The organism is Kutzneria viridogrisea DSM 43870 (genome assembly GCF_000525635.1).
Lineage (GTDB): Bacteria > Actinomycetota > Actinomycetes > Mycobacteriales > Pseudonocardiaceae > Kutzneria > Kutzneria viridogrisea.
Genome location: NZ_CP007155.1, coordinates 6,225,142 through 6,246,834 on the forward strand (window position 1 = coordinate 6,225,142; position 21,693 = coordinate 6,246,834).

16 protein-coding genes are annotated in these 21,693 nt (G+C 69.6%); 12 read left to right on the top strand and 4 right to left on the bottom strand.

Annotated features, from left to right (window positions below; translation table 11 throughout):
- Positions 1-220 precede the first annotated feature (220 nt).
- A complete protein-coding gene (locus tag KALB_RS27590; protein WP_025358918.1) occupies positions 221-994 on the top strand; it encodes an AfsR/SARP family transcriptional regulator in 774 nt (257 codons plus the stop codon).
- A gap of 105 nt (positions 995-1,099) precedes the next feature.
- The gene (locus KALB_RS27595) at positions 1,100-1,531 is read left to right on the top strand and encodes an organic hydroperoxide resistance protein (RefSeq protein WP_025358919.1); all 432 of its coding nucleotides are present in this window, start codon (positions 1,100-1,102) and stop codon (positions 1,529-1,531) included.
- Between the two features lie 136 nt (positions 1,532-1,667).
- Here KALB_RS27595 and KALB_RS27600 read toward each other — a convergent pair whose 3' ends face one another.
- Together KALB_RS27600 and KALB_RS27605 are read right to left on the bottom strand one after the other, a co-directional pair.
- Positions 1,668-4,394: an ATP-binding protein gene (locus KALB_RS27600; protein WP_025358920.1), complete on the bottom strand. Its 2,727-nt coding sequence runs from the start codon at positions 4,392-4,394 to the stop codon at positions 1,668-1,670.
- A gap of 94 nt (positions 4,395-4,488) precedes the next feature.
- Positions 4,489-5,652 (bottom strand): acyl-CoA dehydrogenase family protein, encoded by a 1,164-nt coding sequence (locus tag KALB_RS27605; RefSeq protein ID WP_025358921.1) that lies wholly within the window; start codon positions 5,650-5,652, stop codon positions 4,489-4,491.
- 94 nt (positions 5,653-5,746) lie between these two features.
- Here KALB_RS27605 and KALB_RS27610 point away from each other — a divergent pair, with 94 nt between their 5' ends.
- The 5 genes from KALB_RS27610 (at position 5,747) to KALB_RS27630 (ending at position 11,933) form a co-directional block, all read left to right on the top strand.
- Complete coding sequence (locus KALB_RS27610) at positions 5,747-6,178, top strand: cupin domain-containing protein (protein WP_025358922.1); 432 nt, start codon at positions 5,747-5,749, stop codon at positions 6,176-6,178.
- Between the two features lie 203 nt (positions 6,179-6,381).
- Positions 6,382-8,016 (top strand): tannase/feruloyl esterase family alpha/beta hydrolase, encoded by a 1,635-nt coding sequence (locus KALB_RS27615; RefSeq protein WP_201771827.1) that lies wholly within the window; start codon positions 6,382-6,384, stop codon positions 8,014-8,016.
- Between the two features lie 310 nt (positions 8,017-8,326).
- Entirely contained in the window at positions 8,327-8,776 is a 450-nt protein-coding gene (locus KALB_RS27620) for a (2Fe-2S)-binding protein (protein ID WP_035966819.1), read from the top strand.
- Positions 8,776-9,753, top strand: a complete 978-nt coding sequence (locus KALB_RS27625; RefSeq protein ID WP_025358925.1) for an FAD binding domain-containing protein — start codon at positions 8,776-8,778, stop codon at positions 9,751-9,753. Before KALB_RS27620 ends, KALB_RS27625 begins: the two co-directional genes overlap by 1 nt.
- Positions 9,750-11,933 (top strand): xanthine dehydrogenase family protein molybdopterin-binding subunit, encoded by a 2,184-nt coding sequence (locus KALB_RS27630; protein ID WP_030107797.1) that lies wholly within the window; start codon positions 9,750-9,752, stop codon positions 11,931-11,933. The genes KALB_RS27625 and KALB_RS27630 overlap by 4 nt, the downstream gene beginning before the upstream one ends.
- Before the next feature lie 18 nt (positions 11,934-11,951).
- On the opposite strand, the gene KALB_RS27635 is transcribed toward KALB_RS27630, so the two are convergent.
- Positions 11,952-12,872 (bottom strand): LysR family transcriptional regulator, encoded by a 921-nt coding sequence (locus KALB_RS27635; protein WP_030107796.1) that lies wholly within the window; start codon positions 12,870-12,872, stop codon positions 11,952-11,954.
- Between the two features lie 368 nt (positions 12,873-13,240).
- Here KALB_RS27635 and KALB_RS27640 point away from each other — a divergent pair, with 368 nt between their 5' ends.
- The 3 genes from KALB_RS27640 (at position 13,241) to KALB_RS27650 (ending at position 16,629) form a co-directional block, all read left to right on the top strand.
- Positions 13,241-14,752 carry an AMP-binding protein gene (locus KALB_RS27640; RefSeq protein WP_236650041.1) on the top strand — a complete coding sequence of 504 codons (1,512 nt, stop codon included), beginning with the start codon at positions 13,241-13,243 and terminating at the stop codon, positions 14,750-14,752.
- 61 nt (positions 14,753-14,813) lie between these two features.
- Positions 14,814-15,665: an SDR family oxidoreductase gene (locus KALB_RS27645; protein WP_025358929.1), complete on the top strand. Its 852-nt coding sequence runs from the start codon at positions 14,814-14,816 to the stop codon at positions 15,663-15,665.
- Between the two features lie 118 nt (positions 15,666-15,783).
- Positions 15,784-16,629: a thioesterase family protein gene (locus KALB_RS27650; protein ID WP_025358930.1), complete on the top strand. Its 846-nt coding sequence runs from the start codon at positions 15,784-15,786 to the stop codon at positions 16,627-16,629.
- Positions 16,630-16,685: 56 nt separating this feature from the next.
- On the opposite strand, the gene KALB_RS27655 is transcribed toward KALB_RS27650, so the two are convergent.
- Entirely contained in the window at positions 16,686-17,636 is a 951-nt protein-coding gene (locus KALB_RS27655; RefSeq protein ID WP_025358931.1) for an aldo/keto reductase, read from the bottom strand.
- Between the two features lie 518 nt (positions 17,637-18,154).
- Here KALB_RS27655 and KALB_RS27660 point away from each other — a divergent pair.
- Together KALB_RS27660 and KALB_RS27665 are read left to right on the top strand one after the other, a co-directional pair.
- On the top strand, positions 18,155-20,389 hold the full coding sequence (locus tag KALB_RS27660; protein ID WP_148309688.1) for a hypothetical protein: 2,235 nt from the start codon (positions 18,155-18,157) through the stop codon (positions 20,387-20,389).
- 17 nt (positions 20,390-20,406) lie between these two features.
- A complete protein-coding gene (locus KALB_RS27665; protein WP_025358933.1) occupies positions 20,407-21,609 on the top strand; it encodes a S53 family peptidase in 1,203 nt (400 codons plus the stop codon).
- Positions 21,610-21,693: the final 84 nt, after the last annotated feature.

The following is a 21,693-nucleotide window of genomic DNA, read 5'->3' on the forward strand; positions in this document are numbered from 1 at the left end:
ACCCCTGGTCAGTACGACCAACATCGCACTTCGCTGTCAGCGCACCATTCCTAGGGCAGCGGTGTAGACAACGCGTAGACGTCCGGTCTACGAATCGCGGTGCGGCGGATTCCTTCGACGCTGTCCCAGCGCTTCTGACACAGTGGTGACAGGGGCCGGTCGGAATCGCCCAGGCTCACATTCACGATCTCGCGCGTCGCGAAAGGGCGGGGAACCCTCAATGGCCGGGATGAGTTTCGGGTTGCTGGGCCCGATCAGGGTGTGGAGTGGCGGGCAGCAACTGGACGTGGGATCCCCGCAGCAGCGCGGGGTACTCGCCCTGCTCCTGCTCGGCGAGGGGCGCCAGGTCACGCTCGAGGAGATCGTGGGTGCGTTGTGGGGCACCGAAGCGCCACGCAGCGCGGTCGTCACCACCCGCACCTACATCTCGCGGCTGCGCCGGCTGCTGATCGAGGTCGGCGCCGCGGGGCGGGTCACGGAGGCGGAGATCCGGTCGGCGGGCCGCGGTTACCAGCTGCTCGTCGACCCCGCCGCGGTCGACGTGACGGTGTTCCGCCAGACCACGGCCGCCGCGCGCGATGCCCGTAACCGCGGCGAGGACGCCGAGGCGGCGCGGCTGCTGCGTGGAGCGCTCGCGCTGTGGCGTGGGCCCGCGCTCGACGGGCTGGGCGGCCCGTTCTTCGAAGGCCGCCGCACCTGGCTGGAGCAGCTGCGGGCGTCGGCGATGGAGCAGCGCTGGGCCCTGGACATCGGCCAGGGCAACTGCGCCGGGGCGATCGGCGAGCTGACCCTGGCGACGGCCGCCGAGCCCTACCGCGAGCGGTTGTGGGAGCTGCTGATGTGGGCGCTGGACAGCGAAGGCCGCCGGGGCGACGCGTTGTCCACCTACCAGCGGATCGCCCGGTTGCTGGACGAGGATCTGGGGCTGGAGCCCGGCCCCGGCCTACGGCGGATGCACGCGCGGATCAGCGCGGCGGACGCCTCCCTGGTCTGATCCAGCGCGGTGACGTACACCGGTGACGTCGCCCGACGGTCGCCGCGGCACACCCGGCGTTCCTACCGTGGTCGGCACACACCACGGAACGCAAAGGGAAAGCCGATGTCTGAAGTCACGTACACCGCGGTCGCCTCCTCCACCGCGGAGGGCCGCAACGGGGGTCACGCGGTCTCCGACGACGGTGCGCTCGACGTCACCCTCGCCGTGCCGAAGGCGTTTGGCGGCGCGGGCAACGGCACCAACCCCGAGCAGCTGTTCGCCGCGGGCTGGGCGTCCTGCTTTGTCGGCGCGGTACGCCGGGTCGCTGCGGCGAAGAATGTCAAGCCGAACGACCTCGCCGTCGTCGCGGAGATCACCCTCCACCACGACACCGAGGCCAACGACTTCAGGCTCAGCGCGGCCCTGCACCTCGAGGCCTCCGGCATCGACCAGGCCACCGCCGACGAGCTGGTCCAGGGCGCGCACCAGCTGTGCCCGTACTCGAAGGCCACGCGCGGCAACATCGAGGTCACCCTGGACGCGACCGTCGCCTGACATCCGTCGTGACGGCTCGAGCCCGGTGGCGGACTCGAGCCGTTTGTCCATAGTGGACGGATGCGGTCCACCCGACCTCGGAGCCGCTATGACGAGGTGGCGGTCCTGGTGGCCAGGCTGACGCTGCCGGTGTACGTCACTCGAGCTTGCTGAGGACTCCGGCCAGGTCGGCGCGGGAGCTGATCCCCAGTTTGGGGAAGATCCGGTGCAGGTGCGTGCCGACCGTCCGGTGCGACAGGTACAACCGCTGCCCGATCTCCCGGTTCGTCAGCCCCTCCGCCGCCAACTGGGCGACGCTCAGCTCGTGCGGGGTCAGCTTCTCCCGCGCGTCCGGGCCACGGTTCGGGCTCGACTCCCCCGCGCCGCGCAGCTCACGCCGCGCCCGCTCGCCCCACGCCGTCATGCCGAGCGCGTCGAACGTCTCCCGGGCGGTGCGCAGGTGCGTGCGCGACTCCACGACCCGCCGCTGCCGCCGCAGCCATTCGCCGAACGCCAGGTGCACGCGGCCGCGTTCGGCGGGCCACCCGGTCAGATCCGCCCGCAGCGCTGCCAGGAACAGCTCTTCGGCGTCCCCAGTGGACGCGAGCACGGCGCGGGCGTAGCGCAGTCCTATGTGGAGCGCCGGGGACGAGGTGGTGGTCCCGAGCGGTTCCATCTCGGCCAGGATCTCCCGCATCGTCTCGGTCTGCCCGGACCGCACCGCGGCCTCGGTCAGCTCCGCGAGGCAGTAAGCGCGCAGCGCCAGTTGGTAGGCGGGGTCGGCCGGGTCGAGCATGCGGCGCAGGTCGGCGAACGCGTCCTCGTAGCGGCCTTCGCTCAGGGCCGTGAGCCCGCGGGTGAGCTGGACGGTGGCCAGGACGGGCCGCGCGCCCGCCGCGAGCCCGGCGCGTTCGGCCTCGTCGGCCAGCGCCGTGGCCTGCTTGTGGTCACCACGGAGCGCGGCGATCTCGGCCTGGACGGCTTTGGCCAGCCCGAACATGAACGGCTGGTGTGTCTCCTTGGCGAGTCTGGCGGCCTCGGCGGCGATCGGCACCGCGGTGGCCAGGTCGCCGAGCCGGGTCCGGCTCCACGCCTGTACGGCCAGCGCGCGGGGCAGCACCCCGAGCAGGCCCTGGGCACGCAGCCCAGGCACGGCGGCCGCGGCGAACCGCGCGGCCAGGTCGAACGCGCCGACCTGCAACGCCGCGCTGCCGAGGTAGCGGTCGACCTCCGGGTTCTCACCCGCGGACCGGGCCAGGGTGCGCAGTCCGGCCAGGACGGTCTCGCCACGCTCGAACGGCGCGACGTACGCGGCGATCGCGACCTTGCGCGGGTCCTCGTCCGGCAGCGGCAGGCGGTCCGACACGGCGAGCAGCGCGCGGCGGGTCCGCGCGCCGGGTTCGGACCAGAAGCAGCGCATCGCGGTGCTCCACAGGATCCGTGCCGCCACCTCGGTGTGCCCGTCGCCGGCGACCGACGCGGCCAGCTCGCCCAGCTCCGCGACGCGGGCGATGTCCTCGCGCACGCCGTCCTCGAAACCGCTGAGCAACCAGGCCGCGGCGGCGCGCTGGCGCGGCGTGAGGTCCAGTGCCTGGGCTTCGCGCACGAGGCGTTCGGTCAGGTCGCGGCGGCCGCATTCGGTCGCCAGTTCCGCGGCCCGCAGCAGGCGATCCCCGCGCCGGTCCTGCCGCTCGGACAGGCGGGCGGCCTGTTCGAGGGCGGCGATCGCGGCGGTGGTCCCGCCCCGGCGGCGGGCCCGTTCGGCGGCCTGCTCCAGTTCCCCGGCCACCGCCTCGTCTGCGCTGGTGGTCGCGGCGGCCTGGTGCCAGGCCCGCCGGTCCGGTTGCCCGGCCAGCGTCTCGGCCAGTGCCAGGTGGGCCTGCCTGCGCTCGGCGAGGGTCGCGGCCGCGGGAATGGCCGACCGCGTCAGCGGGTGCCGGAACGTCACCGATCCCGTGGCCACCTCGACCAGGCCGGCCTCGACGGCGGGGGCCAGGACCTCCACCTCGACCGTGCCGCCCAGGAGCGGGCCCGTGGCCGCCAGCGTTTCGGCGACCGAGCCGGTCTGGCTGAGCGCCGCGACCAGCAACGCGGTCCTCGTCGGCGCCGGCAGGCCGACGACCCGGGCGGTGAAGGCGCGTTCGAGCCGGTCGCTCAGCGGAAGCACCGGGTCGAGCTGGGCCCGGTCGAGCTGGGCCGGACCGGACAGGGCGGCCGGCAGTTCGGCCAGCGCCAGGGGGTTGCCCGCGGCCTCGGTCAGCACCTGCTGCCGGACCGGCGCGGCGAGCCCGGGGGCGACGGAGTCCAGGAAACCGGCGGCGTCCTCTGTGGACAGCCGTGCCACGGGCATCGGGGACAGTCCGGCGTCCTGCAACGGGGAGCGTTCGCCCTCGCGCAGGGTCGCGAGCAGGGCGACGGGCTCGGACTCGATCCGGCGGGCCACGAAGGCCAGCACGTCCACACTCGCCCGGTCGAGCCAGTGCACGTCCTCGGCGACGAGCAGCAGCGGCCGGTCCACGGCCTGTTCGGCCAGCAGGGTCAGCGCCGCCAGGCCGACCAGGTAGGCGCTGGGCTCGGCACCGTCGGCGAGGCCGAGCGCGGTCCGCAGGGCGGCCTTCTGCGGTGCCGGCAGCGCGTCCACACCGGCCCGGACGGGGTAGAGCAGCTGGTGCAACCCGGCATAGGCGAGGTTCTGCTCGGCCTCGACGCCGGTGGTCGTCAGCACGCGCAGGCCGGCGACCGACGCCGCGGACACGGCTTCGGCGACGAGCGCGGACTTCCCGATGCCGGGCTCCCCGGTCAGGAGGATCCCGCCGCACTCCTCTGGTCCGTCCACGAGTTCGGTCAGGCTCTTGAGTTCGGTTTCCCGTCCGAACAGCGGCATTGTGCGGCACCCCTACCCTCGGTCTCCCGAAGGCGACGATACCGAAAGTATCCGGTGCGGAGTTTCACCAGTTCAGGCAGGTGTGACCGGGTCATCAGAACAACGGCAGACCGGGTTCCAGGCCCAGCCGCACGCGTCCCGAGCCGCCGAAGAACTCCGGTGCCTGGTTGACGTGCTGGAGTGCCACCATCCCGTCGCGGTAGAGCCGCTCGAGCGCGTTGCCGAGATAGAGCGAAGTGGAGCTGCCCAGCTGGTACATCGCGACCAGGGCGTCCCGGCCGACTGCGGCCGCGTGGGCCATGGCCGAGTGCAGGTCGGCGTGGATGTCGAGCGTGGTCGGCCCGCCGCGCCGGGCCGCTGCGTCGATCCGCTGCGCCACGTCGAACAGGAACAGGCGGGCCGCCCGCACCGCGGTCTCGTGGCGGGCCAGCAACTCCTGGACGCGGGGCTGCGCGGCGAGCGGACCGCCGAACGGGGTGGTCTTGCCGGGGGCGAGCGCGACCAGTTCGTCGATCGCCTGCTCGACCGTGCCCAGTGCGACGGCGGTGCAGCCGGCGAAGACCAGCAGGATGGGGTTGAGGCGGTAGGTGGGCCGGTCCAGGCGCAGCGGCGTGTCGATGTTCGCGGTCAGCTCGGCGGGGACGAACACGTCCTGCACCACGACGCCGTGGCTGCCGGTCGCGCGCATGCCGGTGACGTTCCAGGTGCGCTCGATCCTGAGCTGGTCCTGGGGGACGTGGAACAGGCGCACGTCCGGTTTGCCCGCCTCGGTCATCGTGGGCCGCTCGCCGTCCATCACAACGCCGAGCGGGACGAACCACTCGGCCGCCTCGATCCCGCTGACGATGCGCCACTGGCCGGACAGCCGGTACCCGCCCGTCACCGCGACGGCGCTGCCCGGCTGGCCCGCGTTCGCCAGCACCGGTTCCGGGCCGCCGGGCCAGATCCTCGCGGCCCCCTGCTCGCCGAGCATCGCCGCGGTGAAGCCGAAGTTCGCGTTCCACACGACCCAGGCGGCCGAGGTGTCGATCCGGCCGAGCTGCTCGTAGACGGTCAGCGCGGTGGTGAGCGAGACCTCCAGCCCGCCGTACTCGGCGGGAGTGAACAGGCTGAAGGCGCCCGCGTCTCGTAGTTCCTCGACGAGATGGTCCGGCAGGCGGCCGAGTCTGTCTGCTTCCTCGCGCGCGGCCTCGATCGCGCCCTGCATCAGGTTCGGCAGCGCGAGTGCCCGGGTGTCCCCGGAAGTGTTGTCCGACATGAGATCCATGGTGCCGCCGCGATGTGTACGGGCGATCGACGGCGTCGATTCCACGTACAGCGACTGTCCACTGTGACACCATAAATTTCGCCGCATGCACAGGAAACCAGCAGTCGTGCTGATCGCCGCCGCCGGCCTGTCCCTCACCGTCCTGCCCGGCACGGCGAACGCGACGCCCGGCCGGGGCATCTCGGCGGTCACCATCTCCGACCACGCCATCGGCGGCACCGACTACGTGCTGAAGGAGATCACGCTCGCACCGGGCGGCAGCACCGGCTGGCACTACCACCCCGGACAGGTCACCGGCTACGTCAAGCAGGGCGTGCTCAGCCACAACGACGCGAGCTGCGACAGCGACGGGGTCTACCACGCCGGCCAGGTCATCTCCGAGGAGAGCGGCCCCGGTTACGTCCACATTGGACGCAACCTCGGCACGACACCGGTCGTGCTCGTCGTGCTCTACCAGAGCCCGGTGGGGCAGCCACTCGCCGTGGACAGGCCCAATCCCGGCTGCTCCTTCGAGTAACGGCACCGACCGGACATCTGCGAAACATCCACCGATCGTCAATTTCCGGCGTTTACGGTCCCTCCCACACGTGACGGACCCAACGGAGGATTGCCGCGCTGCCATCCGGTTGAGCACGCCGATCGCCGCCCGGGGCGCGGTCCGCGACACCGGCCTCGACCAGCCTGACGGGTTACGGACGACCAACGACGAAGGTGCCAGGAATGCCGGAAAAACAAAAAGGTAGACCCGTGAGACGCCTGACGAAAATACTGGCGGTGGCCGTTCCACTCGCCGCGCTGATCCCCTCCGTCGCGAGCGCGTCGCCCCAGCTCGCCGCCGCGCCGTCCGCCCAACCGGCGTGCGCGACGGTTCCGGTCACCGCCCCGCAGGGCGCGAAGATCGAATCGGTGCGGGCGGAACGCCACGCGGGCGGGACGGTCTCGTTCCCCGCCACGCCGCAGTCCCCGGCGACCGAGATCACCGGTGTGCCGGCGTACTGCGCGGTCACCGTGACCCTCACGCACGTGGGCGCGAACGACCACGTCAAGGTCGCGGTCGCGCTGCCGGAGACCGGCTGGACCGGCCGGCTACAGGGTGTCGGCGGGAGCGCCTACGCCGCCGGTGACTTCGGCGCGCCGCTGGTGCGGGCCGTGAAGGACGGCTACACGGGCGTGACGACCGACGCCGGTGTCCTGACCGGACTCGACACCAGCTGGGCGCTGACCGCGGACGGGAAGATCAACCGGCCGCTGCTGACCGACTTCGCGACCCGTTCGGTGCACGAGTCGGCCGTGATCGGCAAGGACCTCGTCCAGAGGCACTACCACCGCGCGGTGTCGTACTCGTACTGGAACGGCTGCTCGACGGGTGGCCGACAGGGCTACTCGGAAGCCCAGGACTACGCGAACGACTTCGACGGCATCCTGGCCAACGCTCCCGCGGTGAACTGGACTCAGTTCGCGGTCGCGACCCTGTGGCCGCAGGTCGTGATGAACAACGACCACCACTTCCTCAGCAACTGCGTGCTCGGCGCGTTCCGGCAGGCCGCGATCCAGGCCTGCGACCCGCTCGACGGTGTCACCAACGGCATCATCGACCGACCGGACACGTGCCGCTACGACCCGCGCTCGCTCGTGGGCACCAAGGTGGTCTGCGAAGGCAAAGAGGTCACCGTGACCGCCGCGGACGCGGACGTCGTGCGCAAGATCTGGAACGGCCCGACCGACGAGCGCGGGCACCAGTTGTGGGCCGGGCTGCCCAAGGGCGCCGACTTCATCTGGCTGGCGGGCACGCAGCCCGGCCCGGACGGCGAGCTGACGGCGCCCGGTTTCCCGGTGGCCGTGGGCTGGGTGCAGAGCTTCCTGAAGAAGCAGCCCGGCTTCGACACCTCGAAGATCACCTACGCCGAGTACACCGACTTGTTCCGCCAGTCGGTGCGGGAGTTCGACCGGGTCATCGGCACCTCCGACCCGGACCTGTCGGCCTTCCGCCGCGCCGGCGGCAAGCTGATCACCTTCGTGGGCACGTCCGACCAGCTGATCCCGCCGGGCGGCACGCTCGCCTACCGCGACCAGGTCGAGCGGCGGATGGGCGGCGCGGAGCGGGTGAACGACTTCTACCGCCTGTTCCTCGCCCCGGGTGTGGAGCACTGTGGTGGCGGCGTGGGTCCGCAGCCGGTCAACCCGCTCGGTGCGCTGGTGGACTGGGTCGAGCATGGCAAGGCCCCGGCCACCCTGACGGCGGCCACTCCGGACGGTTCGGCGACGCGGGATCTCTGCCCACTGCCGCAGGTCTCGCGCTACACCGGGCACGGTGACCCGGCGCAGGCGTCGAGCTACAGCTGCACCAGGCACTGAGTCCGAGGCGAAGAATGCCGTCTGTGCCGGATTTTCCAGCACAGACGGCATTTCCGTTGTTCAGGGTGTACCGACCTGTGGGGCTCGAAAAGTTGAAGGCGGCACGTGCGTCATGCGCCGGGCGCATACGGGTGATCCGCAACTTGCGTTGGTGAGGACTTGATCCGCCGTGGATGCTGAATTCATGACGCAGTATGAGGGCATCACCAGACGTGGAATGCTCGGTCTGGTCGGTGCCGCGGCCGCCACCGTCCAGCTGGACAGCGGAGCTGCTGGGGCGCAGGCCGCGTCCGGGGAGGTCACCGTGCGCATGACCGTCAACGGGTCGGCCACGTCGCTGACCGTGGACCCGCGCGTGACGCTGCTGGACGCGTTGCGGGAGCGGCTGCAGTTGACCGGTACCAAGAAGGGCTGCGACCGCGGTCAGTGCGGCGCGTGCACCGTGCACGTCGACGGGCGGCGGGTCGTCTCCTGCCTGACCCTGCTGGCCACGCTGGACGGTGCGTCCGTGACCACGATCGAAGGACTGGCCGACGGCGATCGCCTGCATCCGCTCCAGCAGGCGTTCATCGAACACGACGGCTTCCAGTGCGGGTTCTGCACCCCTGGGCAGATCATGTCCGCCGCCGCGGTCATCGCCGAGGGGGGTGCCCGCACCGACGCGGAGATCCGCGAGCAGATGTCCGGCAACATCTGCCGGTGCAGCGCGTACCCGGGCATCCTGGCCGCGATCCGCCAGGCACGGACGGAGATGCGCTGATGCGTGAGTACCGGTTCGAGCGCCCCGGTACCGTCACCGAGGCCGTACGGCGCTCGGGCTCTGACACCGCCTACCTCGCGGGCGGGACCACGCTCGTGGATCTGATGAAGCTCGAGGTCATGACCCCCGGCCGCGTCCTGGACATCAATCGCCTACCGCTGCGCGGGCTCGACGCGACGGGCGGCGGTCTGCGGATCGGGGCGCTGGAACGGATGACTGACGTGGCGGCGGATCCCCGCGTCCGTCTCGGCTACCCGATGCTGAGCCAGGCTCTCGAACTGAGCGCCTCCGGCCAGCTCCGCAACATGGCCAGCATCGGCGGGAACCTGTTGCAACGCACGCGATGCGGCTACTTCCGCGACGTGAGCATGCCCTGCAACAAGCGGCAGCCGGGCAGCGGATGCCCGGCGATCAGGGGCGAGAACCGGATGCACGCCGTGCTGGGCACCAGCGACTCGTGCGTGGCCACCCATCCCAGCGACCTCGCCGTGGCACTGGCCGCGCTCGACGCACGGGTGCAACTGCAGGGCCGGGACGGCGTACGCACTGTCAATCTGTGCGACTTCTACCTGCTGCCCGCCGACACCCCCCACCTCGAGCACGACCTGCGACCCGGCGAACTGGTCACCGGCGTCATGGTTCCGCGTCTGGACTGGGCCCAGCGCTCGATCTACCTGAAGATTCGCGACCGGCAGTCGTACGAGTTCGCGCTCTCGTCGGCGGCGGTGGCGATCCGACGCGAAGGTGACACCATCGTCGAGGCGCGCGTGGCGGTCGGCGGCATGGGTACCCGGCCGTGGCGGCTACCGGCGGTCGAGCGGGCCCTGGCCGGGCGCCCGGCGACAAGCAACACCTACGCGGCAGCGGCCACCGCCGCCGTCGACGGAACTCGTCCGTTGCGGCACAACGCCTTCAAGCCCGAGCTGATGCAGCGAACCCTGATCCGCGCTCTGCTGGAACTGGAGCAGACCCGATGACCGTCTCCCCCATCGGACGCGAGATCGATCGCGTCGACGGACCGCTGAAGGTCACCGGCAGCGCACCGTACGCCGCCGACTACCGCCCCGAAGGCCTGGTCTACGCCTATCTCGTCCAGGCAACCGTCGGCCGGGGAACGGTTCGCGGCATGGATGTGTCCCGCGCCGAAGCCGCACCAGGGGTCATCGCCGTCTTCACGCCGTTCCACCCGCTCCCGCTCAAATCCCCGAGCGGTGAGAGCGGTGAGAACTACAGCGCGTTGCAGGACACCGCTGTGCGGTTCCGCGGTCAGATCATCGGCCTGGTCGTGGCCGACACCTTCGAACGAGCCCGGGATGCGGCCGCGCTGGTCTCCGCCGACTACACGGTCACGCCGTCACGGACCTCACTGGCCGACGCGGGCCCAGGCGTGCCGCAGGGCCTCGTGCAGAAGCTCGCCCCGGGTGTGTCCTCCATCGACGCCGCACTGGCGTCGAGCCCGGTCACCATCACCACCTCGGTCAGCCAGCACGCCCACCACCACATCGCGATGGAGCCGCACGCCACGACCGCGGTGTGGGTGGACGACCAGCTCACCGTCTACTGCGGGGCGCAGTCGCCGCAGCGGGCCGCCGCGACGATCGCCGCTCGCCTCGGTGTCGAGCCGGCCAAGGTCCGGCTGATCTGCCGCTACACCGGTGGCGGTTTCGGCCAGCGGTCACCGGTGTGGAACGAGGCATTGCTCTGTGCCGCCGCCGCCCGCGCGCTCAGGCGTCCGGTGAAACTGGTGCTGAGCCGTGAACAGGTGTTCACCGCCATCGGCCACCGAGCAGCCGTCCGGCAGACGATCCGGCTCGGCGCCGAGGCCGACGGCAGGCTCCGCGCGCTCAGCCACGACAGCGACGGGGAGCTGCCGGCGGCCGGAGGCTGGCAGATGATGCCCGGCCGCGACACCTCGGCGGTGGCCTACCGCACGCCGAACATCCGGATCGACCAGCGACTGGTCACATTGGACACCCCGCCGACCTGGTCGATGCGGGCACCCGCCGAGGCGCCCGGCATGTTCGCGCTCGAGACCGCGATGGACGAGCTCGCCGTGCGCACCGGAGTCGATCCGGTGGAACTGCGACTGCGCAACTACGCGACGGAGGACCCGGTCGAAGGCCACCCCTTCTCCAGCAAGTACCTCGACGAGTGCTACCGGGTCGGAGCCGAGCGGTTCGGCTGGAGTCGGCGCACCGCGCTCCCCCGGTCCCAGACCGACGGCGACTGGCTGATCGGCATGGGCATGGCCAGCGCGCTCTACCCGGCGTGGCGCCAGCCCGCCTCGGCGCGGGCACGGTTCCGTGACGACGGTCGCGTCGCCGTCGCCTCGGCCACCTCCGACGTCGGCACCGGCGCCTTCACCATGCTGGCGGTGGTCGGGGCGGACGAGTTGGGCCTGCCGGTCAGCTCCATCGCGGCGGAGGTCGGCGACTCCGCCCTCCCGCCCGGCGGCGTCGGAGCGTACGGGTCCAGCGTCACGACGAGCACGGTGCCGGCGGTGCAGGCCGCGTGCCGGGCAGCCGTCAAGGCACTCGTCCAGTCGGCCGTGGACAACCCGCGCTCCCCATTCGCCGGCCTCGCCCCCGCGACCGTGCGCTATCGACAGGGCCGGATCGAGGCAAACGGCAGATCGGTCGATTTCCGCACCCTGCTTCGCACCATGGGCGTGCCGCACGTCGAGGCGGTCAGCACCTCGGCACCGGACAAGAGCGCATCCCAGTACAAGTTCCACTGCTTCGGTGCCCACTTCTGCGAGGTGCGGGTCCACCGGCTGACCGGTGAGCCGCGGGTCAACCGGTTCACCTCGGTGTTCGACGTGGGGCGAGTCGTCAACGCCAAGGCGGCCCGCGGCCAGCTCACGGGCGCGATCATCTGGGGCATCGGGCACGCCCTGCTGGAGGCCGACCCGATCGAGCCGGATGGCAGGTTCGCCGCGGCGAGCATGGCGGACTACCTCGTCCCGGTCCACGCCGACACGCCGGAGATCGACGTGCACTGGCTGGACCGCCCGGACCCGCACATCAGCGAGTTCGGCGCCCGGGGGTTGGGCGAGATCGGCCTGGTCTCGTCCGCCGCGGCGATCGGCAACGCCGTGTTCAACGCGACCGGGATCCGCGTCCACGACCTGCCCATCACGATCGACAAGTTGCTGTGAGGCAGGTGCGCGCGGCTGTCAGCTCTCCGGTCGACAAGAGGTCAGGTCCGCTGCCGCCGCGCGGATCATGTCGCGCAGCCAGGAGTGCATCGGATCGGATTCCAGACGTGTGTGCCAGACCATCCCGTACGGAAACGCGTCGAACCCTTCCGGAGCCTCGACCAACCGCACCCGCGGATCAGTGGCCGCCCGCAACTCCGCGAGCCGCCGCGGAATCGTCGCCACGAGAGCCGTACCGGGCAGGGCGGTGAACGCCGAGCTGAAGTGCGCCACCCGCACCGCGGCCGTCCTGCTGTGGCCGAGTGTCTGCAACCACCGTTCGATCATTGGTTGCTCGCGTTGTATCAGGGTGACAACCACGTGGCGGGCCGCGACGTAGTCGGCCAGTGCGAAGCGGTCCCGCACAGGGTGATCGCGGTCCACCACGCAGACCACGTCGTCGGTGAACAATCGCTCCCACCGCAGCGGGGCGGCTGGGCGGAGCACGGACAGAGCGATGTCGGCCCGGCCTCGTTCGAGGTCCGCGTACGAGTCCTGGTCCCGCGGTTCGATGTGGACTTCCAGCTCGGGTGCGGCCAGGAGCAGCCGGGGCAGCAGGTGCGGTCCCAGTGTCGAGGTGGTGTAGTCGGTGCCGACGATTCGCACGATCCCGGTCGCCGTGGAGGGATCGAAGCCCCGGCCGGCCACGAGACTCTCCAGCCGCGGCAGGAGCTGGGCGAGCTCGCGCTGCATCTCCCGCGCACGAGGGGTCAACTCGTAGTCCCCGCCGGATCGCACCAGGAGCTCGTCAGCGAACAGCGCGCGCAGCCGCTGCAACGTCCGGCTCATCGACGACTGGCTCAGGTGAAACCGCACGGCTGCTCGGGTCACGTTTCGCTCCTCGAGCAGGATGGAGAGGGCACGCAGTTCGTGCAGCAGCCCGAGGTCACTATGCGGCATGCGCATAGTATGCACCCGCATTCTGCGTTGGCGACCCGTGGCACGGATCGGCAGACTGCCATCGTGCTTCGTTCACCACCAGATCGGCCGAGACCACTGCGGCGGTCGTCATCGGCGCGATCGACCTGCGCGGCTCGATACCGAGTATCCGCGCACTCCCTTCCCGCTCGTGTGCCACGCCAGCATCGCCGGGTCGGGCCCGATCACCTGGGTGATCCCCGCGCGGACTGATCACGGTGACGAAATTTCCCTGAAACAACGCTACCCCTGCCACCTTCTCGTTGATTCCGGTGCGACTCGGCCATCGAGCGCCAATGGACATATCCGAGCGACTTGGGGAGCCAAGCTGCCGGAAGGGCTGATGTGCTGTGACTGATGACGTTAGGCCGGATCTCGCCGCCGCGATTTTCTCCGCCGCCTCCGAACCCTACGTGCGGATCTTGGGTCGGCTGGCAGCCAAAGCTCCACGGCAGCCCGCCATCAGCTGCGATGGCGAGATGATCACGCGGGGTGAGCTCGAGGCCCGGTCGAACCGGCTCGCGCGGGCGTTCGGCAACCTCGGGGTTGGCTACGGTGACTTCGTCACCATCGGCCTGCCGAACTCGATCGACTTCTATGTCACTGTCCTCGCTTGCTGGAAACTCGGCGTGGTGCCCCAGCCGGTCTCCCCTTGGCTTCCGGCCACCGAGCGACAGGCGATCGTCGACCTCGCCAACTCCGCACTCGTCGTCGGCGCCGACCCGATCGATCACCCCGACCGGACGTGCATCGCCGTGGGTTTCCAGCCCGACCCGGCCTTGGACGACGGGCCGCTGCCGGAGGTCGTATCGCCGGCGTGGAAGGCTCCGACCTCCGGTGGCAGTACCGGGCGACCGAAACTGATCGTGGCCGGTGCCGCGGCCGAGGGGGCGCCGGAGCTGGCCGGCGCCGTGGCCCGGATGCGGCCGGACGACAGCCAACTGGTCGCTGGCCCGCTCTACCACAATGCCCCGCTCACGGTCTCGCTCACCGGGCTGCTGTTGGGTCAGCACCTCGTGGTTCTGCCCAGGTTCGACGCCAAGCGCGCTCTCGAGGCGATCGCCGAGCACCGGGTCGGCTGGGTACAGCTCGTGCCCACGATGATGCTGCGGATGCTGCGGCTCATCGAGGAGAGCCCTCATACATATGACGTGTCCTCGCTGCGCGTGCTGTGGCACACGGCCTCACCTTGCCCGCCGTGGCTCAAGGAGGCCTGGATCAACCTGCTCGGCGCCGACAAGATCTTCGAGATGTACAGCGGGACGGAGTCGCAGGCCGCCACGATCATCACCGGTCCGGAGTGGCTTGAACATCGGGGCTCGGTCGGCAAGCCGGCGCTCGGGGAGATGGCGGTGTTCGACGCGGACGGGAACCGCGCACCAACCGGTGAGATCGGCGAGATCTACCTGCGCCGACCGTCCGGCACTCCCGCCACCTACCGCTACATCGGCGCGGAAGCCAAGGAACGGGACGGCTGGGAGTCACTCGGTGACCTTGGCTGGGTTGACGCCGACGGCTACCTCTATATCAGCGACCGTCGCACGGATCTGATCGTCGCTGGCGGAGCGAACATCTACCCCGCCGAGGTGGAAGCCGCGATCGACGCCCACCCACTGGTCCTGTCAAGCGTTGTCGTCGGGCTTCCCGATGAAGACCTCGGCCAGCGGGTTCACGCGCTGGTGCAGGGCAAGCCCGGACTGACCGGTGATGACCTGCTCGCGCACCTCGACGAGCGCCTCGTGCGTTACAAGGTGCCACGCTCGGTGGAGTTCATCGACAAGCCGCTGCGCGATGACAACGGCAAGGTTCGGCGCAGCGCGATGCGAGACGCGGCCATCGAAAGGATGTCCCATGATCGGTGACCTCTCCAGGGGCTGAGCACCCTCACACCACAGGTGCGCAGGCACCAGGAGGCGCGAACAGTTGAACTCCTTCACAGGCAGGATCGCCTTCATCACCGGCGGAGCTCGTGGCATCGGGCTCGGCATCGCACGAGCCTGCGCGCGGGCTGGAGCGAAACTGGCGCTCGTCGACATCGACGAAGGTGCCCTTGCGCAGGCCAGAGCCGAACTTTCGCCCCTGACCACGACCGAGACCTACGTACTCGACGTCCGCGATCGCGAGGCGTACGCCCGGGTCGCGGACCAAGTCGAATCCGACCTCGGCGTGGTCTCACTGCTTGTCAACAACGCCGGCGTGTTCGACAACGTCTCGCCAGCGACAATGGACTACGCCCTCTGGGACTGGGTCATGGACATCAACGTCAACGGTGTCTACAACGGCATCCAGACGTTCGTCCCACGCATGATCAGCAACGGTGGCGACCACTACATCGTGAACACCGCGTCCGTGGCCGGGCTGGCGATGTTCGATGCCGGTTTCCTGTACCACGCGTCGAAGTACGCCATCGTTGGTCTGACCGAGTCGCTGCATGCCAAGCTTGCCCAGCACGGCATCGGCGTCAGCCTGCTGTGCCCCGGCCCTGTCGCCACCGACCTCGTCAACAACACCCAACGGTTGCGGCCGGAACACGCCCCGGCACACTCGGAGAGGATGGCTGGCGCCCTCGAGCGTTTCCAGGCGGACCTGACCAACCACGGCACGTCCATCGACACGGTCGGGAACATGGTTCTCGACGCGATCCGCGAGGGACGCCTCTACATCCACACCGACGACTCAGCCGCGCCGGCTATCGTCGCGCGGGCCGAGGCGCTTCTCGCGGCGCTGCCATCGGCACTCCGTATCGTTCCGGAAAGTGACTGGAGGTGGCACTGACCATAATCGCGACCATTACCGCCAAGCCCGGATCGGCGGCGACCGAAGTGCCTATGCTCTGCGCGGTGCCCGACGTCCAGGCCGGCGTCCGGCCAGATTTTATCCTGAGGTCAGCAGAATGAGCTCGAACGATCACGGTTTTCCCACCCAGATCGACCTCCGTGTACGGCAGGCCGACCTCGGCCGAGACGGCTCGGCAAGCACGATCGGTATGGCCCGGTGGCTTGAGGATGCCCGGATCCGGTTGCGGCTACCCCGCTTTGAGCGTCTCATGACCACGGGCGGGTTCGGTCCATACACTATTCTGCTTGTTGGCCAACATGTCAGTCGACACGTTAAGGCTGGGTTTACCGGGGCCCGCGTTCAGGTACACACTGGTATCCGCCGTGTCGGACGCTCGTCGTTCACCTTCGAACAAGTGATCGTGGCTGGCGAGGAGCAGGTGGGCAGTGGAGGCGCCACTGTCGTGCTGGCCAACAGCTCGGGGCCGCTTCAGCTTCCCGAGGAGCTGATCGCGGATCTGACCGAACTCCAGCTACCGGACACAGGACCGTCGGCGGCCCGCCCCGGCCCACAGCGCTTGCAGCGCGATCATTACTCGTACTGGGCTCCGCTGCGCTCCCGGATCGGCGATGTCGATTCCAATCAGCACGTAAATTTCGTCGCATTGGCCACTTGGTATGACGAGGCCGTTGCCGCGTTCACACTGCATTCGATCGGAACGGGTGGTGCGGGCCCGGTGCCGGACCTGCCCCCGCAGTCGTACGAGATCCACTATCTCGGCGAGGTGACCTACCCGGGCGACTACGAGATCGGGCTTGCTGTCCGCACGGCCGACGCGGATTCCGTGCACTACGAAATGGGCATCTTCCGCAATGACACCTGCCTGGGCGTGGCCAACGCCGTCGGCCCTCGTGGCGACTTGACCGACGAGGCCCTCAAAGCGGTCCAAGTTGTGGACTGAAGCTCTGGGTGTGCCGAGTGTTCTTGGCACACCCAGAGCCGTCTGACGACCCCAGGTCAGGACGAGGCGGCCGTCAGGGTCTGGAGTTCGGCCTCGGACAGGCGCAGGTCGTGCAGGGCGACCAGTGCCGACAACTGCTCGACTGTGCGTGCGGAGGCGATCGGCGCGGCTACCGTCGGCTGCTGCGCAAGCCAGGCCAGCGCGACGGTCGCCATCTCCACGCCGCGGGCCGTGGCGACTTCCCCCAGGGCGGCCAGCGCCTTCGCGCCGCGCTCGGTGTCGGCGTAGCCGCCGGCCAGACCGGGCAGGTCACGCACGCTCTCGACGGTTTTGCCAGGGCGGTACTTGCCGGTCAGGAAGCCGGAAGCCAGCGCGAAGTAGGGGACGCAGGCCAGCCCTTCGCGCTGCACGATCTCCTGCCGTTCACCCTCGTAGGTGCCGCGCGAGACGAGGTTGTAGTGCGGCTGGAGCGCGACGTAGCGGGCCAGGCCCTCGCGGTCGGAGAAGGCCAGCGAGGCGGAGAGCCGCTCGGGGCTGATGTTGGAGGCCGCGATGGCGCGGACCTTGCCGGACCGCACGAGGCTGTCGAGCGCGGTGATGATGTCCTCGACCGGGACGGACTCGTCGTCGAAGTGGGTGTAGTAGAGGTCGATGCGGTCGGTACCCAGCCGCCGCAGGGATTCCTCGGCGGCGGCCTTGACGTTCGCGGGTGCGAGGCCCTTGTACCGGGGGTGGTCGCCGACCTTGGTCGCAACGACCATGTCGTCACGGTTACCGCGGGCGGCAAGCCACTTGCCGATGATGGTCTCGGACTGACCCGCCTCGTTGCCGGGGAAGTGGTACATGTACGCGTCGGCGGTGTCCACGAAGTTGCCGCCAGCATCGGAGTAGGCGTCGAGCACCGCGAACGATTGTGCTTCGTCGGCAGTCCAGCCGAACACGTTCCCGCCCAAGCACAACGGGGACACGGCGAGGTCGGAGGAGCCGAGGGGGCGAAGTGCAACCATGATTGATCCAACCACGCTCAACGCCCCGTATTCGCCTGCCGGGCAAGAGTTTGCACCTTCGTACCTGCTACAGCCCGATGTACGTGCCTGATCGCCATCACGTCGCAAGTGGTGACACGGGTCGTGGTGACCACCACGCCCGACATGCTTCAACTGTTGGTGCCGCTGACGGCCCACTCGGTCAGCACGGCGGCAGCAGCGATCGGCAGATCGGGGGTGTGGGTCAGTTGGCCCAGGGCGCCGGGAGCGCGACCGCACCGATCGTCTGACAGGAATGCCCGTCAAGACAGAAATCCAGTCATCCGTTGACATCGGAAATGGTCCAGTCCACGATCCTGACCAGGACCACGGACTCTGCCGTCCCGGCCGGAGGCGAGCCCGCCCGGCGCGGTCGTCGCGCCACGGCCTCGGCGCGCACGGAGCCGGAAGCCGGGTGAAGTCCACCTTCGTCGTGCACTGATTTCTCAGCTTACCGAGCCATTTCCCGAATGTTGTCAGGCGGGAGAGGAGAACCGGGCGTGAGAACACGGGGATTCGACCGACGAATGTCGCGGCGCGGCGCCGTGGTGGCCGCGCTGGTGGTGGGAGCGTCCTGCGCGTCGGCAACACCGGCGAGCGCGAACAGTCCTGCGGCCACGGCGCTCACCGAAACAACTCAGCCGGCACAGCAGGTCACGCTGATCACCGGTGACCAGGTCACGGTCCTCCCGGAGTCCAACGGCGTCACGAACTACGCACTGTCTCCGTCCACGCAGCTCAAGATGGTCCAGTCCGTCCAGTCCGACGGCGGCGACCGGTATGTCATCCCGGCCGACGCCATGCCCTACCTCGGTCAGCTGGACCGGTCGTTGTTCGACGTGACGGCACTCGCCAGGACAGGTGTCGGCAAGACCGGGAAAATACCGCTCGAACTGTCCTTTCCGGACGGTGCGGCACCGGCCGCACTGCCCGGGATCACCCTGACTTCGGCCGCCCGGGACACCGCGACGGGGTATCTGGACCTCGAGTCCGCGCGCGCGTTCGGTGCCGCGCTACACCAGCGCATCGCCGAGGACCTCGCCGCCGGGCGCCCGGCCGGGAGCACCGCCCTGCCCGCCACGATCAGGCTTGCCGGGGCGCCCCGGCAAGACCAGGACCAAGGTGCGCAGCCCCGCTATCCGATGCACTACCTGGAGATCGCCCTCACCGACCTGAACGGCAAATCGGTCAACGGCATGGTGAGCCTGGTCAACACCGATTCGGCGGCCAAGGCGAGCAAGACCGTCGAGGTGAGGGACGGTGTCACCAGGATCGCCGTGCCTGCGGGCCACTACGCGGCGTACTCGACGTTCACCGACCGCGACGCGGACGGAACCGTGAAGGCCTCGAGAACCGCCACGGTGGAAGGGTTTGTCGTCGACGATTCCCCAACCACGCACACCCTCACGCTCGACGAGCGGACCGCGACCACCCTGGTCAAGGTGACCGCGCCGAAGCCCGCCACCGAAGACCTGCTCACACTCAGTTTCTACCGGGAGGATCCGGCCGACCGTGGAATCGCCCTCACGGTCGTGGGATACCAACTCCCCGAGTACGTCACTCCGATCGCGAAGCCGACCTCCGGCCGGCTGCACTACGTGGTGCAATGGGGAGGCAAGGCACCCAAGGCCGAAGACCGCTACCGCGTCGACCTCTCGTTCGCCGCCGAGGGCATTCCCGCTCAGCAGTCGTTCTCCACCAAGGAAAGCGAACTCGCCACGGTCCGGGACGTGCTGCACACCGACCCCGCCGACACTGTGCCCGTCGCGATCGACAACGGCCCGGTGGACCCGGTGATCCTGCGGCACGGCCTCGGCGGAACGGGTTTCTTCGTTCCGGCGCCCGGGGTGCTCACCGACTACCTGGGCACCAGCCACACCACCAAATGGGCGCAGTACGAGATGAAAGGCTCGTCACGCCAGCTGATGACGGCCGATCCGCACACCTACCGCCCGGGAACCACCACGACCACCGACTGGTCCCGCGGCCCGCTCTCCGCCGGTCTCGGGCAGTGGACCGGAAAACAGAGCTGTCAGGCCTGCTTCGCCGGCGGCACGGTCGCCCTGGGCATCCCGATGCTGCGGGACAGCGTGCCGGACCACACCGCGGTTCCGTTGTTCTACTCGCCCCAGACACACTATTCGCTGTACCGGGACGACAAGCAGCTGTTCGACCAGGACGGCGTCCAAGGCGCCGTGGTCGAGGTGCCCAAGACACCGGCCACCTTCCGGGGCGTGCTGGACGTCGACCGGACGGCGATTCCCGGCGTCGGGCAGGCGAGCAAGCTGCGGACCGAGCTGACCGTCAAGTACGACCCCGGCGCGAGGAACACCCCGCTGCCCGGTCCACACACCTGTCACGCCGCCAATCCCGCCCAGCCGTGCCAGATTTTCGGCACCCTCACGGTGGACTACCGGCTGGACGCCGATCTCACCACGACCTCGAAAGCCGCGCTCCAGAAGCTCGGCCTGCACGTCGGGCACGTCGCCTACAGCGGGGCCGGATCGCACTCGCCGATCACGTCGGTAACGGTTTCGGTGTCCTTCGACGACGGTGCCACCTGGACGCCGGCGAAGGTCACCGGGGCGCTGGGCAACTACGCGGCCGTGTGGCGGAATCTCCCCGAAGCGGCGGGAAAGTCGCCCTCGCTGAAGGTGACCGCGCAGGACAAGGCCGACAACGCGATCAGCCAGACGATCACCAACGCCTACACCATCGCGAAGTCCGGCAATTGACCGTGGGGAGACAGAAGATGAACAGCACTCGCCGCCTGTTCGCGGTCCTGGCCGCCGCCCTCGCCACGACCGCCGCCCTCGTCCCGGCCGCCTCCGCGGCACCACTGCCGGTCCGTTCAGGGGATGCCTGCGGCCCCGCCGCACCGGGCTTCGCCCGCTGTTTCGCCACAGTGGACGATCGACCGTCCGGAGGGCTCGGCGTGCGCGGTCAGGCGGCGCCGGGCGGTGCCACCGCGCTGCCTGCGGGGTACAGCCCGGCCGACCTACGCTCCGCCTACCACCTGCCGGCCACCGGCGGAGCCGCCGAGACCATCGCCATCATCGACGCCGGAGACTCCGCGACCGCCGAAGAAGACCTGGCGGTGTACCGGAAAACCTACGGCCTTCCGCCGTGCACCACGGCGAACGGCTGCTTCCGTAAAGTCAACCAGCGCGGCGACACCGCCCCGCTGCCGCCGGCACAGGGCGGATGGCAGGTGGAGATCGCGCTCGACCTCGACCTGGCATCCGCGGCCTGCCCCCAGTGCAAGCTCCTGCTGGTGGAGGGCGACGACGCCTCGTTCGAAGCGTTGGGCACCGCGGTGAACACCTCGGTGAAACTCGGTTCCACCATCGTGTCGAACAGCTACGGCGCCGCCGAAAGCCACGTGAGCAAGGATTTCGCCGCCTACTACAACCACCCTGGTGTGGCCATGGTCGCTTCGAGCGGTGACAACGGGTTCACCATCCCCAACGCACCGGCGGTGTACCCGAGCGTCGTCGCGGTCGGCGGCACGTCACTCACCAAGGCGAACAACGCGCGTGGCTGGTCCGAATCGGCCTGGCAGGGCGCGAGCAGCGGATGTTCGGCCTGGGTGACCAAACCGGCGTGGCAGACCGATCCGAACTGCCCTGGCAGGACCGTCGCCGACGTGTCCGCGGTGGCCGATCCCCATACCGGCCCGGCCGTCTACGAGACCTCTGTCTCGCAAGGCTGGACGGTCGTCGGCGGGACGAGTGCCTCAGCACCGTTCATAGCCGGGGTGATCGCGTTGGCCGGCCACCACGACCAGTACCCGAACGCGTCCCGGCTGTATGCGCACGCCGCGCAGCTCAACGACGTCATAGGCGGCAACAACATCCAGTACGAGGAATGTGGTGGCGACTACCTCTGCACCGCCGTGACCGGCTACGACGGTCCCACCGGCAACGGAACCCCGAACGGACTGACCGCCTTCTGAGCCGCCAGCGAGGACGCCGCGCTGGATGACCAAGGATCCCGCGGCGTTGCACCTGGCCCCTGGTCGCGATCTTCGACCAGGGGC

Coding starts and splice junctions, on each gene's coding strand:
- KALB_RS27590 (WP_025358918.1), top strand. CDS start 221: ATGGCCGGGATGAGTTTCGGGTTGCTGGGCCCGATCAGGGTGTGGAGT.
- KALB_RS27595 (WP_025358919.1), top strand. CDS start 1,100: ATGTCTGAAGTCACGTACACCGCGGTCGCCTCCTCCACCGCGGAGGGC.
- KALB_RS27600 (WP_025358920.1), bottom strand. CDS start 4,394: ATGCCGCTGTTCGGACGGGAAACCGAACTCAAGAGCCTGACCGAACTC.
- KALB_RS27605 (WP_025358921.1), bottom strand. CDS start 5,652: ATGTCGGACAACACTTCCGGGGACACCCGGGCACTCGCGCTGCCGAAC.
- KALB_RS27610 (WP_025358922.1), top strand. CDS start 5,747: ATGCACAGGAAACCAGCAGTCGTGCTGATCGCCGCCGCCGGCCTGTCC.
- KALB_RS27615 (WP_201771827.1), top strand. CDS start 6,382: ATGCCGGAAAAACAAAAAGGTAGACCCGTGAGACGCCTGACGAAAATA.
- KALB_RS27620 (WP_035966819.1), top strand. CDS start 8,327: ATGACCGTCAACGGGTCGGCCACGTCGCTGACCGTGGACCCGCGCGTG.
- KALB_RS27625 (WP_025358925.1), top strand. CDS start 8,776: ATGCGTGAGTACCGGTTCGAGCGCCCCGGTACCGTCACCGAGGCCGTA.
- KALB_RS27630 (WP_030107797.1), top strand. CDS start 9,750: ATGACCGTCTCCCCCATCGGACGCGAGATCGATCGCGTCGACGGACCG.
- KALB_RS27635 (WP_030107796.1), bottom strand. CDS start 12,872: ATGCCGCATAGTGACCTCGGGCTGCTGCACGAACTGCGTGCCCTCTCC.
- KALB_RS27650 (WP_025358930.1), top strand. CDS start 15,784: ATGAGCTCGAACGATCACGGTTTTCCCACCCAGATCGACCTCCGTGTA.
- KALB_RS27655 (WP_025358931.1), bottom strand. CDS start 17,636: ATGGTTGCACTTCGCCCCCTCGGCTCCTCCGACCTCGCCGTGTCCCCG.
- KALB_RS27665 (WP_025358933.1), top strand. CDS start 20,407: ATGAACAGCACTCGCCGCCTGTTCGCGGTCCTGGCCGCCGCCCTCGCC.